12 protein-coding genes and 1 pseudogene are annotated in these 15,738 nt (G+C 37.2%); 11 read left to right on the top strand and 2 right to left on the bottom strand.

The window, feature by feature from the left end:
- Nucleotides 1–187: 187 nt before the first annotated feature.
- The 4 genes from ABC255_RS23765 (at nucleotide 188) to ABC255_RS23750 (ending at nucleotide 4,375) form a co-directional block, all read left to right on the top strand.
- The gene (locus ABC255_RS23765; RefSeq protein ID WP_412997366.1) at nucleotides 188–1,744 is read left to right on the top strand and encodes a fatty acid--CoA ligase family protein; all 1,557 of its coding nucleotides are present in this window, start codon (nucleotides 188–190) and stop codon (nucleotides 1,742–1,744) included.
- Nucleotides 1,745–1,987: 243 nt separating this feature from the next.
- Nucleotides 1,988–2,719 carry an AzlC family ABC transporter permease gene (locus ABC255_RS23760; RefSeq protein WP_412997364.1) on the top strand — a complete coding sequence of 244 codons (732 nt, stop codon included), beginning with the start codon at nucleotides 1,988–1,990 and terminating at the stop codon, nucleotides 2,717–2,719.
- Entirely contained in the window at nucleotides 2,709–3,017 is a 309-nt protein-coding gene (locus ABC255_RS23755; protein WP_412997362.1) for an AzlD domain-containing protein, read from the top strand. The genes ABC255_RS23760 and ABC255_RS23755 overlap by 11 nt, the downstream gene beginning before the upstream one ends.
- An 89-nt stretch (nucleotides 3,018–3,106) precedes the next feature.
- The gene (locus ABC255_RS23750) at nucleotides 3,107–4,375 is read left to right on the top strand and encodes a M48 family metallopeptidase (RefSeq protein WP_412997360.1); all 1,269 of its coding nucleotides are present in this window, start codon (nucleotides 3,107–3,109) and stop codon (nucleotides 4,373–4,375) included.
- Nucleotides 4,376–4,428: 53 nt separating this feature from the next.
- Here ABC255_RS23750 and ABC255_RS23745 read toward each other — a convergent pair whose 3' ends face one another.
- Entirely contained in the window at nucleotides 4,429–4,662 is a 234-nt protein-coding gene (locus tag ABC255_RS23745; RefSeq protein ID WP_412997358.1) for an IDEAL domain-containing protein, read from the bottom strand.
- A gap of 186 nt (nucleotides 4,663–4,848) precedes the next feature.
- On the opposite strand from ABC255_RS23745, the gene ABC255_RS23740 reads away from it, so the two are divergent.
- Nucleotides 4,849–5,421 carry a competence protein ComK gene (locus ABC255_RS23740; protein WP_412997356.1) on the top strand — a complete coding sequence of 191 codons (573 nt, stop codon included), beginning with the start codon at nucleotides 4,849–4,851 and terminating at the stop codon, nucleotides 5,419–5,421.
- A 4-nt stretch (nucleotides 5,422–5,425) separates the two neighbouring features.
- On the opposite strand, the gene ABC255_RS23735 is transcribed toward ABC255_RS23740, so the two are convergent.
- Complete coding sequence (locus tag ABC255_RS23735; protein WP_412997354.1) at nucleotides 5,426–5,791, bottom strand: YhjD family protein; 366 nt, start codon at nucleotides 5,789–5,791, stop codon at nucleotides 5,426–5,428.
- 226 nt (nucleotides 5,792–6,017) lie between these two features.
- On the opposite strand from ABC255_RS23735, the gene ABC255_RS23730 reads away from it, so the two are divergent.
- The 6 genes and pseudogenes from ABC255_RS23730 (at nucleotide 6,018) to ltrA (ending at nucleotide 15,637) form a co-directional block, all read left to right on the top strand.
- A complete protein-coding gene (locus tag ABC255_RS23730) occupies nucleotides 6,018–6,965 on the top strand; it encodes an LCP family protein (RefSeq protein WP_335535706.1) in 948 nt (315 codons plus the stop codon).
- Between the two features lie 45 nt (nucleotides 6,966–7,010).
- Nucleotides 7,011–7,664, top strand: coding sequence for a TVP38/TMEM64 family protein (locus ABC255_RS23725; protein ID WP_335535707.1), 654 nt, complete (start codon nucleotides 7,011–7,013; stop codon nucleotides 7,662–7,664).
- A gap of 2 nt (nucleotides 7,665–7,666) precedes the next feature.
- Nucleotides 7,667–8,221 carry a signal peptidase I gene (gene lepB, locus ABC255_RS23720; RefSeq protein ID WP_335535708.1) on the top strand — a complete coding sequence of 185 codons (555 nt, stop codon included), beginning with the start codon at nucleotides 7,667–7,669 and terminating at the stop codon, nucleotides 8,219–8,221.
- A 174-nt stretch (nucleotides 8,222–8,395) separates the two neighbouring features.
- Nucleotides 8,396–11,887: a helicase-exonuclease AddAB subunit AddB gene (addB, locus tag ABC255_RS23715; protein ID WP_412997352.1), complete on the top strand. Its 3,492-nt coding sequence runs from the start codon at nucleotides 8,396–8,398 to the stop codon at nucleotides 11,885–11,887.
- A pseudogene (locus ABC255_RS23710) lies at nucleotides 11,880–13,235 on the top strand (UvrD-helicase domain-containing protein); the annotation flags it as partial. The gene addB and the pseudogene ABC255_RS23710, both read left to right, overlap by 8 nt.
- A 593-nt stretch (nucleotides 13,236–13,828) precedes the next feature.
- A complete protein-coding gene (gene ltrA, locus ABC255_RS23705) occupies nucleotides 13,829–15,637 on the top strand; it encodes a group II intron reverse transcriptase/maturase (protein WP_412997351.1) in 1,809 nt (602 codons plus the stop codon).
- Nucleotides 15,638–15,738: the final 101 nt, after the last annotated feature.

Here is a 15,738-nt window from a genome sequence, read left to right as displayed (position 1 = left end):
CCTTCTTATTACATACTGATAAAATATGATTAGGAAGGGGATTTTGATATGGATATTTGCGGAAGTGGGGCATTGACTGATTCCTTAAAAATTTTGCTTGAATACTTAAATTTCTTTAAATATAATATATTTAGAAAATTTTTACGATTTAGTGAATGAGTATTCATTCACAAAAGGGAGGGAAATTATGAATTTATCATCTAGACTTCAGGAAACTGCTAAAAACGCAGCGGGCAAAACTGCCTATTTTTTTATGGGACAAGGTACTACCTATGCTGAATTGGATGGGGCGATTACAAGATTCGCTTCTGGACTTGAAAAGTTAGGAGTTAAACGTGGCGATCATGTTGCTTTGTTACTTGGGAATTCACCTCATTTTGTCATAGGCTTATACGGGGCAATGAGGTTGGGAGCCACCGTTATTCCAGTTAATCCAATTTATACAGCAGATGAAATTGGTTATATTTTAAATAACGGTGATGTAAAACTTGTTGTTGCGCTAGATATGGCGATCCCATTAGCTGAAAGAGTCCATGCCTTCTTGCCTAAGGTAGAGAAATTTGTATTCTGTGAAACTAGTGAAAATGGTATCTCTCAACATAATATTGAATCTCTTACACTTTACCCTAAAATGAAATCGTTTACAGAATTAGTGGCTTCGGGAGACCATACCTTTAAAGGACCAGAGCTGCACGATGATGACACTGCGATTATACTTTATACTTCGGGGACCACAGGGAAACCAAAAGGTGCGATGTTAACACACAAAAATTTATATAGCAATGCAAGTGATGTTGGCGATTATTTAAGGATGAATGATCAGGACAGCGTCATCACCACCCTGCCAATGTTCCATGTATTCTGTTTAACTGTGGCTTTAAATGCACCATTATTAAATGGAGCTACCTTGTTGATTGCACCAAAATTTAGTCCTAAGGATATTTTTGAATTAGCACAAGAGTATGAAGCAACCGTTTTTGCCGGGGTTCCAACGATGTATAATTTCTTATACCAATACCCTGAAGGCGACCCTGAAGATTTTAAATCTTTAAGATTGTGTATATCTGGCGGTGCTTCTTTACCAGTTGCCCTGCTTACTAATTTTGAAAAGAAATTCAATGTCCGTGTTTCTGAAGGATACGGTTTATCGGAGGCTTCACCGGTTACCTGCTTCAATCCACTAGACCGCCCGCGTAAGGCTGGTTCAATCGGGACCTCCATTCTTCATGTTGATAATAAAATTGTCAATGAACTTGGAGAGGAGCTTTCTGTTGGAGACGTAGGAGAATTAATTGTTGCTGGTCCGAATGTCATGAAAGGCTATTACAAAATGCCTGAAGAAACAGCTGCAGCCATACGTGATGGCTGGTTATATACAGGTGATTTAGCAAGGAAGGATGAAGATGGATATTTTTACATTGTCGATAGAAAGAAAGATTTGATTATTGTCGGTGGTTTTAATGTCTATCCTCGTGAGGTGGAAGAAGTGTTATATAACCATCCCGATATAATAGAAGCAGCAGTCCTTGGTGTACCAGATTCAAATTTAGGAGAAGCAGTAAAATGCTATGTTGTAAGCAAAAATCCAAATACGTCTGAAGAGCAATTACTTGAGTATTGTAGAGAACATTTAGCCAAGTATAAAGTTCCATCTTCCATTGAATTCTTGGAAGAACTCCCCAAGAATGCAACAGGAAAAATATTAAGAAGAGCATTAAAAACTCAAATTACTCAAACTATTTAATAACATGATGGATATAAGACAAAAACATGGCAGAACACTTGCCATGTTTTTTTATTTCATTATTTTCGAAAATTTGATAAAATTTACTTTTGATTCAAGGGAGAAAGAAGTCTAGCTTCAGGCGCCATCGGCTCGAGGCATAAGCCAATCCGTCAAGAAGGTTAAAGAGCAACCTTCATGCCGGCTCGTCTTATGCTTGCGCCGATAGGCAGGCGCCTTATGCTTTCTATAGGAGGGATAATGTTGTCTGATTTTGTAATAGGAAAAGAATCTACTGAATTTAAAAAGGGATTACAGGCAGGGATCAGCATCGGTATTGGTTATTTTCCGATTGCTTTGACATTTGGATTTCTTGCCAAAACATCAGGCCTTTCTATTTATGAATCAGTATTAATGAGCATGATTGTATTTGCAGGGGCGTCACAATATATCTCGTTAAGCCTGCTGGCCTATGGGACAGGGATAGTTGAAATTGTATTAACTACTTTTATTGTGAACATCCGCCATTTTTTAATGTCAACATCTTTGAATGAAAAGTGTGAGGATGACCATCTTGGCAATAAAATGCTTTATTCATTTGGAATTACCGATGAGACCTTCTCTGTTGTGGCGACGAGAGAAGGGACAGCGACTACTGGTTTTATGTTCGGAGTCAATTTATTGGCCTATTCAAGTTGGGTTATTTTTACCGGGATTGGCCATTTGATAGGTGCCAGTCTTCCACAAACATTACAAGAAAGTATGGTCGTGGCGCTATATGCAATGTTTATTGGACTTTTAGTTCCTTCTCTGAAAAAAAGTGTGAAGGTATTATTTCTAGCCTCCCTTGCGGCTATATTTAATACAATTTTTACTATTGGCGGCATTATGGCGCAAGGTTGGGCGATTGTTACCTCCACTATTTTATCGGCTGTTATGATTGAGCTGATTGAAGTGATAAAGGCAAGGCATTGGGGTGTAAAGCATGAAAAGTGAAATAGTATGGATGATTATTGGAATGGGTTTAGTTACATATATACCAAGAATGCTTCCGTTTGTTTTGTTTAAAGGTATGGAGCTGCCGCCATTTATCCAAGGTGTACTGAAAAATGTTCCATACGCAACCCTTGGAGCATTAATATTCCCTGCGATTATCTTTCTTCAAAAAGAAGATATGTGGTATGGAATTGCAGGTGCTGCTGCGGCATTTGGTGCGGCTTTCTTAGGGGCAAATGTAATTGTTGTTGTTCTCGGTTCCATCACAGTCCTTGCCCTATATTCCTATTTTCTCTAAGTCGGTTTAACCCGGCTTTTTTTAGTTCTAAAAATAAACTTTATATCTAAACTAAGTATAGAGAGGTTGTACAAGAAGGGGGACAAAACATGGTTAGAAAAATGGGAGTCTATGCAGTTTTGGCCTATGTAATATATGGGTTGTTTTTTTATTGGTATTTATTTCACTTTGCAGGCTCAGGCCTTCCCTTTGAATATCAAGGCACGAAAGCGGATCCCGCTACTTTTTTAAATGGCAGGGAATTAATGTTAAGTGAAGAATATTCAAAGATAAGAAATTTGTTGTTTTTCCTATCTACACCGTTTGAATGGCTTTTCTATTTTCTGATTTTATTATTTGGCTTTTCAAAAGCATTTAAATCATGGGCAGAAAGCTCGTCCCAGTATAAGCTGCTGCAAACGGCTATATACCTTATTTGGCTTTCATTTTTTGCCTTTTTGGCTACATTGCCTCTAAGCTATATCAGTTACACCTTGTCAAAAACCTATAACATTTCAACACAAACCTTCGCCTCTTGGATGAAGGAGGAGTTAATTGATTTTTGGATTAATTATGGGACTTTACTGATTATTGTGCCAGTCCTATACTGGCTTATGAAAAAAAGCGTTAAGCGCTGGTGGCTTTATGCTTGGATATTGTCTATACCTTTTACTTTGTTTATGATGTTTTTACAGCCAGTAATCATTGACCCCTTATACAATGATTTTTATCCTTTGAAAAATAAAGAATTGGAAACCAAAATATTAGCATTAGCAGATAAAGCCCAAATTCCCGCCGAACATGTTTTTGAAGTGAATATGTCCAAGGAGACAAATTCCTTAAATGCTTATGTATCAGGGATTGGCTCAAACGCAAGGATTGTACTATGGGATACCACTTTAAACAAATTATCAGATGATCAAATTTTATTTATCATGGCCCATGAAATTTGTCATTATGTTGAAAATCATATTTACATCGGAATCGCTTTATATTTATTGTTCTCGCTTTTTGGTTTGTATTTAACGTATCGAATCATGAATTGGGTGATTGCGCGATATGGAAAAGAATTGAAAATACCAGACGTAAAAGATATTCGTTCTTTGCCGCTCTTTTTTATGATCATATCAATGCTCCTGTTTGCGTCCAGTCCTATATCTAATCTGATTTCCCGTTATGAGGAAACGAGGGCTGACAGATATGCGATTAATATGACTCAGAATCCTGAAGCTGCTATAACATCTTTCCAGGAATTAACCCGCTCGGGATTAACCCAAGTTAACCCGCCTTTACTAGTAAAGATATTCCGTTATAGTCATCCTTCTATGCTTGAGCGTATATCAATGCTTGAAGAATTTGAAGTACAACAACGAAAATAAAAAATGGGAAAGGAGAATTTTTCTCCTTTCCCATTTTTATTTTAAATTAGTGTCTACGTTCCGAATCGTTTGTTTATCTCAACTAATTGTTTTGATAAAAGGTAAAAGTTTTGTTTATCGCGATGGTCAATCGCACAGTCAATTTTTTTCAGCAGTTTTTCTCTTTCGACATTTAATTGAATTTCTGATAGAAGCATATCAATGTATAAATCTTGGACAAAGTTCTCTTTCCCTTGACGTTTCATGGCACCAATTTTCATTAATTCCGTGTATGATTTCTCATTCATCAAAATCACCTCTGATGCTTTTTAATATTATATGGGTTTTTTTTAATAATATCAATAATATTTATAATTTTCAGTTTTATTTTTCTGTAATAACTTTGTGAATAAATTCGCAACAATTTAGAAAAATAAATAAACTATAAAACAAACATGATATGATGGATAAAATTGCTAATGGAGTTGAAAATATTGAAGCTAAAACAAATTGAAGAATATGAGGTAAATCCATTTACGATGTTCATCAAACCCATCGCGTATGGCAGTAAAATTTATTCGGAGATTTTCGAAGTAGAGGATGAATTTTTATCCCCCTTTAAACCGCTCGATATTATAAGAAATAGCTGTGAATATTATGGGAGTGATTATGAAGGTCGGAGGAATGGTACAAAACTGTTAGTTGGTTATGCCCATAAGATTCCAATTGCAATTGATCCTACAAACCGCATTTTTTTCTTCCCTACCACTTCACCAAGCCGTCAAGAATGTATTTGGATTTCCCATGAACATGTAAAAGATTACGAACGAGTGAATCCCCAAGAAACTTTAATCCTTTTTAATAATAATCAATCATTTAAATTCCCTGTTTCATGCAGCTCAATCATTTCTCAACTGGAGAGAACAGCTTACTTAAGAACGAAGTTAATGCAAAGAATTGAATACAATGAAAAAAAGTCTTTCTATTTATTACAACGGCCAAAGTCCATGGAGGCATCAGAAGATTCCTATCAATATGGTAAAAAGAAGATTAAGGATAAACATTAAAATCTTAATGGGACAGGTGCTGTTTAAGAAAATAAAACTCCAATAATTCTTGAACTTTGTTGCGTATTCTTGGATTAAAGTAATTATGAGCTTCTTCATACCCTTTATAAAAGAACATATACATAGTAAAGGCATCGTCCCGCTTTGTTTCTATTACTTTTAGGTTATTCTTCTTCATATATTGTTTTACTTCGGCTAATTCCTTTTGAATGCTTTTCATTGTTTCTTCAATTAGTTGTAAATAGGGTTTTTTTAATTTAAAAGGACTGTTTTCTACAACAGTTAAATCACGATTTAAGACAATTAAAACCATCGGCAAATAGATGGCTTTCTCCATTATATTACGATCCTCCTCTGGAATCCTGGTCATCCCATCATCGGCTCCTTTCCAAATTCACTATAGAACACCTGTTCTTATCATACAAAAGTCTGATGGAAAACGCAATGCTTTAAAGATTGCGGTTTTTTTTATTTGCAAAATTAGGTGCTTGTATGAGAAAGTTTTTGATAGAAGGATATTTTATCGGGGAAAATGAATTATATATAGACAGAAAAAATTTGTCCTAAAAATTTGATATAGATGGGTGAAGAAAGTCATGAGATACGAAAAACACAAAAAAAGGAAAAAAAGAAAATCGACCTCTATAGTATTGGTCCTGTTGGTGCTGTTTGGTGCCACTGCAGGTTACGCATATTATCAGTATAAACAAGGAGTTAATCAATCATTAGAGAAAATTAATAATGAGGAAAATAATGTTAACGAAGAAGTTTACGCTTTTGAAGGGAAAAAGGACCAATATGGAGCCACCAATATTCTTTTATTAGGGAGCGATGCCAGAGAGGGTGAGGAAGCATCGCGAGCCGATACGATTATGATTGCACATTATAATGAGGATAAGGGAACTTATAAACTAACGTCTATCATGAGAGATATTTATGTAAACATCCCTGGTGAAGGCAAGCATAAAATCAATTCTGCTTTTGCGCGCGGCGGTCCTGAACTAATGAGGAAAACAATAAAAGAAAACTTTGATATTGATTTACAGTATTATGCAATCGTTGATTTTGAAGGATTTGTGCAATTAATTGATGAAGCGTTTCCTAAAGGAGTAGAGATTAACGTCGAAAAGAAAATGTCAGCATACATAGAAGTTCCACTGGAACCAGGGCTGCAAAGGTTAAATGGGGAGCAGATGCTTAGCTTTGTACGATTTCGACATGATGCGATAGGTGATTTTGGCCGAGTTCAACGACAGCAGCAGGCACTTCAGGCGATAAGTGATCAGCTTTCAGGTATTCAGACGATTCCAAAACTCCCTAAACTAATAGGCGTGGTCACACCATATATCAACACAAACATGGATACCGGAGATATATTGTTCATGGCCAAGGACTTTTTTGCAAAAGATCGAGGAAATATTCAGACCTTTAGAATTCCTATTGAAAATGGATATGAAGACGCAAGTATAAAAGGGGAAGGTTCTGTTTTGGATTTAGATTTAGAGATGAATAGGGATGCTTTTCACCAATTTTTAACTCAATAATTTAAAGCTTTCAGCTCTCAATGTAATAAGGTAAGGAGCAATCATATGGACTTTGAAGCATTCAAGGCTTGGTTCACACTAGAAAATATAATGGACTTAATTCAAGAGTACCGGTCCTTTGGACCATTACCCGGTGTAGTGCTGCCCTTGATTGAAGCATTTTTACCGTTTCTGCCGTTGGTTATTTTTGTAATGGCTAATGCTAGTGCTTTTGGGCTGTGGCTGGGATTTTTATATTCTTGGCTGGGGTCTTGCCTGGGAGCACTGCTGCTTTTTTTGCTCATCAGGAAGTACGGACAAAAGAGAATTTTTTCTTTCCTATCAAAACACCCAAAGGTTCAAAAGCTGATGGACTGGGTGGATCGACATGGTTTTGGACCGCTCTTTTTGCTCCTTTGTTTCCCATTTACCCCATCTGTTGTTGTAAATGTTGTAGCCGCTTTTTCGAAGATCAGTATGTACCAATACATGCTTGCTGTCGCAATTGGCAAAATGGTGATGATTTTTACTATCAGTTTTGTCGGATATGATCTTCAATCATTGATTACTCGGCCTTACCGTACTGGCATAGTTTTTCTAGTTATTTTTATTCTTTGGTATGTTGGAAAAAGAATTGAAGTAAGATTGAATAAGCGCATGGAAAATGACCATAATGAGGAGATAAATAGGGGTAAAGAGCTGAAGAAAAGGAGGAGTTAAAAGTGAATATTGAATGGAAAAAAGAGGGGATAGAATGGATTAAAGCTTTTGCAATTGGAATTATTATTTTTGCTTTTATACGAACTTTTTTCTTTTCTAACTATGTTGTTGAAGGAGAATCGATGATGCCTACTCTCCAGGATGGGAACAAATTAGTAGTCAATAAGCTGGGCTACCAAATTAGTGATCTGAGCCGTTTTGATGTCATTGTTTTCCATGCAAATGAGAAAGAGGATTTCGTCAAGCGAGTGATTGGTCTTCCAGGCGATAAAATTGAATTTAAAGACGATGAATTATTTATCAATGGACAAAAGTATAAGGAACCGTTTTTGAATGTATATAAGCAAGAAATACCCGGTGTCAAACTGACAGGAGATTTTAGTTTGAAGGAAATCACAGGTGAAAATACTGTACCCGAAGGAAAGTTATTTGTACTAGGAGATAATCGCTTAGGCAGCTGGGACAGCAGGCATTTTGGTTTCATTTCTGTCAGCCAAGTCGTTGGAAAAGTCGACCTCCGGTACTGGCCGCTAAACGAAATGGATGTGCAATTTTAAGTGTGAATAGATTAAAAACCTGAGAGTACGATGAAAGTATCGTCTCTTTTTTTGTTTAAAAATTTCCAATACTGGTTTAAATCTGTATGAAGTGTTCCAAACGTTTGTGCTCATTTTGTGATAAAATGAGAGTATTAGTTTAAAGTAGGGTAATCGGAAAGGCGGGGAAGAAACATGTCTTTAAGAATGGCAACCGGAAGGTCGGGAAGCGGTAAAACACAAATGTGTATGAATGAAATACAAGACCGGCTGCTGGAAAATCCAGAGGGAGCACCGATTATTTATATTGTTCCAGAACAGATGACCTTTTCAACAGAATATCGTTTGGCGACCAATCCGAAACTTGGAGGAATGATTCGTGCGCAAGTTTACAGTTTCTCGCGGTTAGCTTGGAGGATTTTGCAGGAAACCGGCGGTATAAGCAGATATCATCTAAGCAGTGTTGGAATAAGCATGCTTATTAGGAAAATTATTGAAGATAAAAAAGACCAATTAAAATTGTTTCAGCGTGCAGCTGATAAAAACGGCTTTATTCAGCAAGTTGAACAGATGATTACTGAATTTAAGCGATATTGCATTACACCCGAAGAGCTTATACAAAAGACTGAAAAGAGTAACGGAAATAGTGAAAATACTTCTAGAGCCTTGATGGATAAATTAAGTGACTTAGAGATTATATACAGACATTTTGAGGATGAGGTCTTTGGAAAGTATATCGATTCCGAAGACTATTTTCGTTTGCTTTCAGAAAGGGTTTCTGCATCAACCTACTTAAAAGAGGCAGAAATTTATATAGATGGATTTTATAGCTTTACACCACAAGAATACTTGGTCATTAAAGAGTTAATGAGGCATTGTCAGAGAGTAACGATCACTATGACAACGGACAGAACTTCTTTTGAAACGCTGCCAGATGAATTGGATTTATTTCGATTATCTAGTGATGCTTGCTGCACTTTAAACGACATTGCCAAAGCAGAAGGAATTCAAATGGAGCCTCCTATCTATCTGTCACAGCAGCAGAAATGGAATCAGTTGTCTTTACAGCATTTAGAAAATCATTTCGATACTAGACCAGCGGTCCCTTATTATGGACAAACAGACATCCATATTGGTCAAGCAGCTAATCGCAGAGCGGAGATTGAGGGGATAGCGCGCGAAATTCTCCAGTTGGTTCGGACAAAGAATTATCGTTATAAAGACATCGCACTATTGATAAGAAATGGCAGTGATTATCATGAAATCGTGGAGCCCGTTTTCGCTGATTATCAAATTCCATTTTTTATTGACCAAAAGAGAACGATGCTGAATCACCCATTGATTGAATTAATTCGGTCAACATTGGAAGTAATTCAATCATTTTGGCGTTATGAGCCTGTTTTTAGGGTAATTAAAACGGAATTGATATACCCGCTTCAAGAAGATCCAGATCGAATGCGGGAAAAAATGGATAGGCTTGAAAACTATGTACTGGCTTATGGTATTAAAGGCAGTAAATGGACAAGAAAAGACCGCTGGACGTACCGTCGCTTCAAGGGCCTTGAAATGGAAGCAAATGTGCAAACTGATGCTGAAAAAGAAATAGAACAGCAATTGAATGAATTAAAGCTTATGGTAACAGCCCCCATACTACGATTATCAAGAAGGCTTAAAAAGGCAGATACAGGCAGGAAACTTTGTGAGGCAATCTATTTATATTTAGAAGAATTAGATATTCCTTCAAAACTAGAAAATTGGAAAATGGAAGCTGAAAAAAAAGGCAATCTTGTAAAAATGCGTGAGCATGATCAGGTCTGGAATGCGTGTATTGAACTCCTAGATCAATATGTGGAAATATTAGGGGATGAAGCTGTTCCCTTAAAGTCGTTTTCTGCTATCTTAGAAGCAGGATTTGAATCACTCTATTTTTCATTGATTCCCCCAGCTTTAGATCAGGTAATCATCGGGGATTTAGAAAAATCTCGACTGACAGACATAAAGGCAGCCTTTATTGTTGGTGTTAATGAGGGGATATTACCAGCTAAAATTGCGGATGATGGGATATTATCTGATGATGAGCGTGAAATGTTAATAGGCGCAGATTTAATAGTGGCGCCAAGCAGCAGAACACGCCTATTGGATGAGAATTTTATAGCTTATAAAGCCCTAACTACACCATCTGAATCTCTTTATGTAAGCTATCCGCTGGCCAATGATGAAGGAAAGGCTTTAATTGCGTCCTCATATATTAAGAGATTGAAAGATATGTATCCAAATGCAGAAGAACATTTTTATGGTACAGATGCTTCGGAGCTAACAGAAGGAGAACAGTTAAACTTTGTTACTAATTACAAAACAACTCTGTCCTACTTGACCTCACAGCTGCAGTTAAAAAAGCGGAATTATCCTATTTCCGATTTGTGGTGGGATGTGTATAACTTTTATATCAACGGAGAGTGGAAGGGGCGTGCTGAGAAAGTATTCTCCAGTCTCTTCTATACCAATCAGGTGGTACAGCTTTCAAAGGAAACAGCGGACGAATTGTATGGTGATACGATACAGGCGAGTGTTTCACGAATGGAATTATATAATGGCTGTGCATTTTCGCATTTTGCACAACACGGGCTAAAGCTTCGCGAGCGGCAAGTTTTCCGTTTGGAAGCTCCTGACATAGGAGAATTATTTCATGCTGCTTTAAAGCATATCTCTGACTTTGTAAATGAGCAAAGACTTAGCTGGGCTTCTCTTACAAGGAAACAATGTGAAGAACTGGCCAGGGAGGCAGTGAATGCTTTAGCTCCTAAGCTACAGAATGAAATTCTTTTAAGCTCAGAACGTCATCATTATATCAAACGGAAATTAGAACAAATAATTACCCGCGCCTCTCAAGTATTAAGCGAACATGCAAAAGTAAGTGGATTCTCACCAGTCGGTTTAGAATTGAGCTTTGGACGTAATGGAAAACTCCCGCCCTTAACATTTTCTTTAAAAAATGGAAAACGGATGGAATTAGCCGGCCGCATCGATAGGGTTGATCAAGCGAAGCAAAATGATAGTACTTACTTACGAGTGATTGATTATAAATCGAGTGAAAAGGATGTTAATCTTAACGAGGTATACTATGGACTGGCACTGCAAATGTTAACCTACTTAGATATCGTCATTACACATTCTGACGAACTGGTAGAAATGAAAGCAAGCCCTGCCGGAGTCCTTTATTTCCATGTCCATAACCCGATGATAAGCACTACTAAATTATTGACGATTGATGAAATCGAAAAGGAAATCATGAAAAAATTCAAGATGAACGGTTTAATGGTAGGTGACCAAGATGTCCTCAAGCTGATGGACCAAAGTCTTGAATCTGGTGACTCGCAGATTATTTCGGCAGGTATTAAAAAGGATGGCAATCTAACCAAGAAATCGAAAGTAGCGAGCCTAAATGAATTTGATGATTTAAGGAATTATGTTCGAAAGCTCTATCAGACTACTGGAGAGGCTATAGTGGACGGTCAAGTTGATATTGCCCCATATAAACTAAAAGACAAAACACCATGTACATTTTGTGCCTACAAATCAGTTTGTCAATTTGATGAATCGATTGAAAATCATTATCGAATTCTAACACCGCAGCCCAAGGAGACAATATTTGAGTTAATACGAAAGGAGGTTGGTGCAAATGAGTAGTTTTGTAATACCTCCTAAACCTGAGGGGGCAACCTGGACAGAAGATCAATGGAAAGCGATTATGGGGAAAAATAAAGATATCCTTGTTGCAGCAGCAGCAGGCTCTGGAAAAACTGCTGTGTTGGTCGAAAGGATTATCCAAAAAATTCTTTCTGAGATAGATCCTATTGATGTGGATGAGTTATTAGTTGTAACATTTACAAACGCGTCTGCAGCTGAGATGCGTCATCGAATCGGAGAAGCATTAGAAAAAGCAATCAATAAGGACCCAGGTTCAAGGCATTTACGAAAGCAGCTAAGCTTATTAAATAAAGCATCAATCTCAACATTGCATTCCTTTTGCATGGAGGTTATTCGTAAATACTATTACCTAATAGATGTAGACCCTGGATTTAGAATTGCTGATGAAACAGAGGCACAATTAATTCGAGATGAAGTAATGGACGAGCTGTTTGAAGAGGAGTATGGAAAAAAGGATAATGAGCCATTTTTTAGATTAGTAGACTCCTTTACTAGCGACCGAAGTGATAGTGCCTTAATGGATATTGTTCGGGATATTTATGATTTTGCACGGTCGAACCCTGTGCCTAGTCATTATTTACAGTCAATGATTGATATGTATGATGTTTCTGAGATATCAAAACTCGAAGAATTACCGTTTATTCAAGCTCTTGTTTTTGATATTGAACTCCAATTAGAAGGTGCGAAGGAAATGATAGAGCGAGGCTTAGAAGTGACGAAGCTTCCAGGTGGTCCGGCTCCAAGGGCAGAAAATTTTATTGATGATATAAATGTGATTAATACTCTTATCCAAGCGAACCGTGACTCGTGGTCAGCCCTTTATCATGCCATGCAGACATGGTCATTCACACGTGCAAAACCAGTAAAAGGAGATCACTTCGATAAAGAGTTAACGGAAAAAGCACAAAAGCTTCGCGATAAGGCTAAAAAGAAGATTCAAGATATTAAAGATGAACTTTTTCTAAGAAAGCCAGAAGGCTTCTTACGGGATATGGAAGAAATGCGCCCTCTCATTGAAACACTTGTCCAATTAGTCGCTGTTTTTTCTGAGCGCTTTGAGAAAGCAAAAAGAGAAAAAGGGCTTGTGGATTATGCGGATCTGGAACATTATTGCCTAGAAATTTTAACAGGGGAAATTACTGCTGCTGGGGAGTTTCTTCCATCGGAAGCAGCAGTATCCTACCGCCATCATTTCAATGAAGTATTTGTCGATGAGTACCAAGATGTCAATATGGTTCAGGAAACCATATTAAAACAGGTTGCAAAAGAAGAAGAAACGAATGGTAATCTGTTTATGGTTGGTGACGTCAAGCAGTCTATAGTGCGCCCATAAGGGTATTGTATATTTCACCAATTGGCGGTGAATAAACTACAGAAACGGTTTATATATCAGCCGACTTATCTTGGCGGGAAACCAAAGAGGGAGTGTAGCATGTCGGTTAAAGTCATAAGTTAACCTAAACGGAGAGGTTACGACTGAATGGCGAGATATAAAAGATTTGTATAAGGAAGAAGGCTAAACTGCTTGAAGAACAATCCGAGCGGGGCTATGCTAACCGTCTAGGAAACCGTTTGAAACCTAGAATCCATTCTGTTCAGCGTATTAGATACTTACGACTGAACATGGGGAAGTGTACTAGATTGATGCACAAACCTAGTTTCTGAAATAGTAAAGAATGGACGCGTCTCAAGATTGAGAATAAGGATGAGTGTTCCTTCCGACAACAAATCGCAGCCTATATACAATATACTAAATGGGGATTACCTAAGTTGGAACGCCAATTGGCTATGTACAAAGGTACTGAAAATCCAATATGGTAACGGAGCTCCCGTAGTAGTCCGAAATAGGGAAAGCCTATTACATGGCGAAGGGGAGCAGCTTACAACGTATAAACAATGAAGAAGGGAGCGAAATGCTCTATGCAAAGTTCAGATATTGTATTATACAATCTATCGAAGCAGGCAACTAAAGAAAATTATCAATATGACCGCTTATACCGAAATCTTTACAATGAAGATTTCTATCTAAAAGCTTATTCTAAGATATACAAAAATAAAGGCAGTGCAACAAAAGGAATCGATGATGAAACGGCTGATGGATTTGGTGAGGAAAAGATACAAGCAATCATTGCTTTATTAAAAGATGAGAGCTATCAACCGAAGCCAGTCCGTAGAATAAATATCCCAAAGAAAAACGGTAAGACAAGACCATTAGGAATCCCAACATTTACAGATCGAATAGTTCAAGAAGTTTGTCGCATGATTTTAGAAGCTATCTACGAGCCAACATTCTCACAACACTCACATGGGTTTCGGGAAAAAAGAAGTTGTCACACCGCTTTAATCGAAGTTAAAAATACGTTTTCGGGCGTGAACTGGTTCATAGAGGGGGATATTAAAGGATTCTTTGACAATATTAATCATCAAGCGCTTATCAACATTTTGAGAAAGCGAATTAACGATGAGAAATTCATTCGGCTTATGTGGAAATTCCTAAAAGCAGGTTTCGTAGAAAATTGGAGATTCGAAAACACCTATAGTGGAACACCACAAGGCGGGATCATTAGCCCTTTACTAGCGAATATCTATTTGAATGAATTTGATTCGTATATTGAAAAAGAAATGAAACCATCCTTTGATATCGGAACTCCTAAGAAACGTAAACGAAATACAGAATACCGAAAATATGATATGCGTAATCAACGATTAAAGAAGAAAATTAAGGAGACCACCGAAGAAATACTTCGCGAGACTCTAATTAAAGAGTACAAAGAGAACAAAAAGCTTCTTTTAACCTTATCCTATTATGAGCCTAGTAATGAAGGCTATAGGAGCATGAAATACGTGAGATATGCCGATGATTTTATTATCGGTGTCAATGGCAGTAAAGAAGATTGTGAGCAACTAAAAAAATGTGTAGGGAAATTTTTAGAAGACCATCTGCAGCTAGAAATGTCGGATGAAAAAACGCTTATTACACATAGTACCAATCCAGCCAGATTTTTGGGTTATGACATTTTAATTAGCCATGACCTAAGCGCAGCAAAAGATAAAAATGGTGTGGTCAAGCGAAAATATCGAGGCTATGTACAGCTGCGAATTCCAAATGGAACGATTGAAAAAATAATTATCAGTCGAAAAATGGTCAAGGATATAGATTCGAAGCAATGGGATATGCTTCACAGACCAGCATTAATTGGTCTATCAGATTTAGAAATCATCGAAACGTATAACGCTGAACTCCGTGGATTATATAATTTTTATTGTCTAGCGGAAAACGTCAATCAAAAAATGTGGCAATTACGATACGTCATGGAATACAGTTGTTTAAAAACACTTGCGAATAAATACAAATCCACAGTTGGTAAGATGAAAGTGAAATACAGGCAAGGTAAGGACTGGGGAGTAAAGTACGAAACAAAGCATGGTGAAAAAATAGCGTATTTCTATAAAGACGGATTCGATAAAAAAATAGAATGCTACAAATTTGACATTGATGAAAAACCTAACCTTTATGTATATCAAGGAAGAAACGACTTAGAAAAACGGTTGAGTGCAAAACAATGTGAACTATGTGGAGATAATCATCCTGACACGAAATTTGAGATTCATCATATCAACAAAGTGAAGAATCTTAAAGGAAAGAAATACTGGGAATGGGCGATGATTGCAAAACAACGGAAAACATTGGTTGTATGTAAAAAATGTCATATTGAAATTCATAAATAAAGATAGATATTTGTAAGTGGAGAGCCGTATACTCTGAGAGGAGTACGTACGGTTCGGGGGGGAGTTTCTAGAAACCTACTGCAGAGATGTAGCAAGGCGCT

It is taken from the genome of Neobacillus canaveralius (genome assembly GCF_047237705.1).
Classification (GTDB): Bacteria; Bacillota; Bacilli; order Bacillales; family Cytobacillaceae; genus Neobacillus; species Neobacillus niacini_K.
This window is presented reverse-complemented; position numbering and strand designations above follow the sequence as displayed.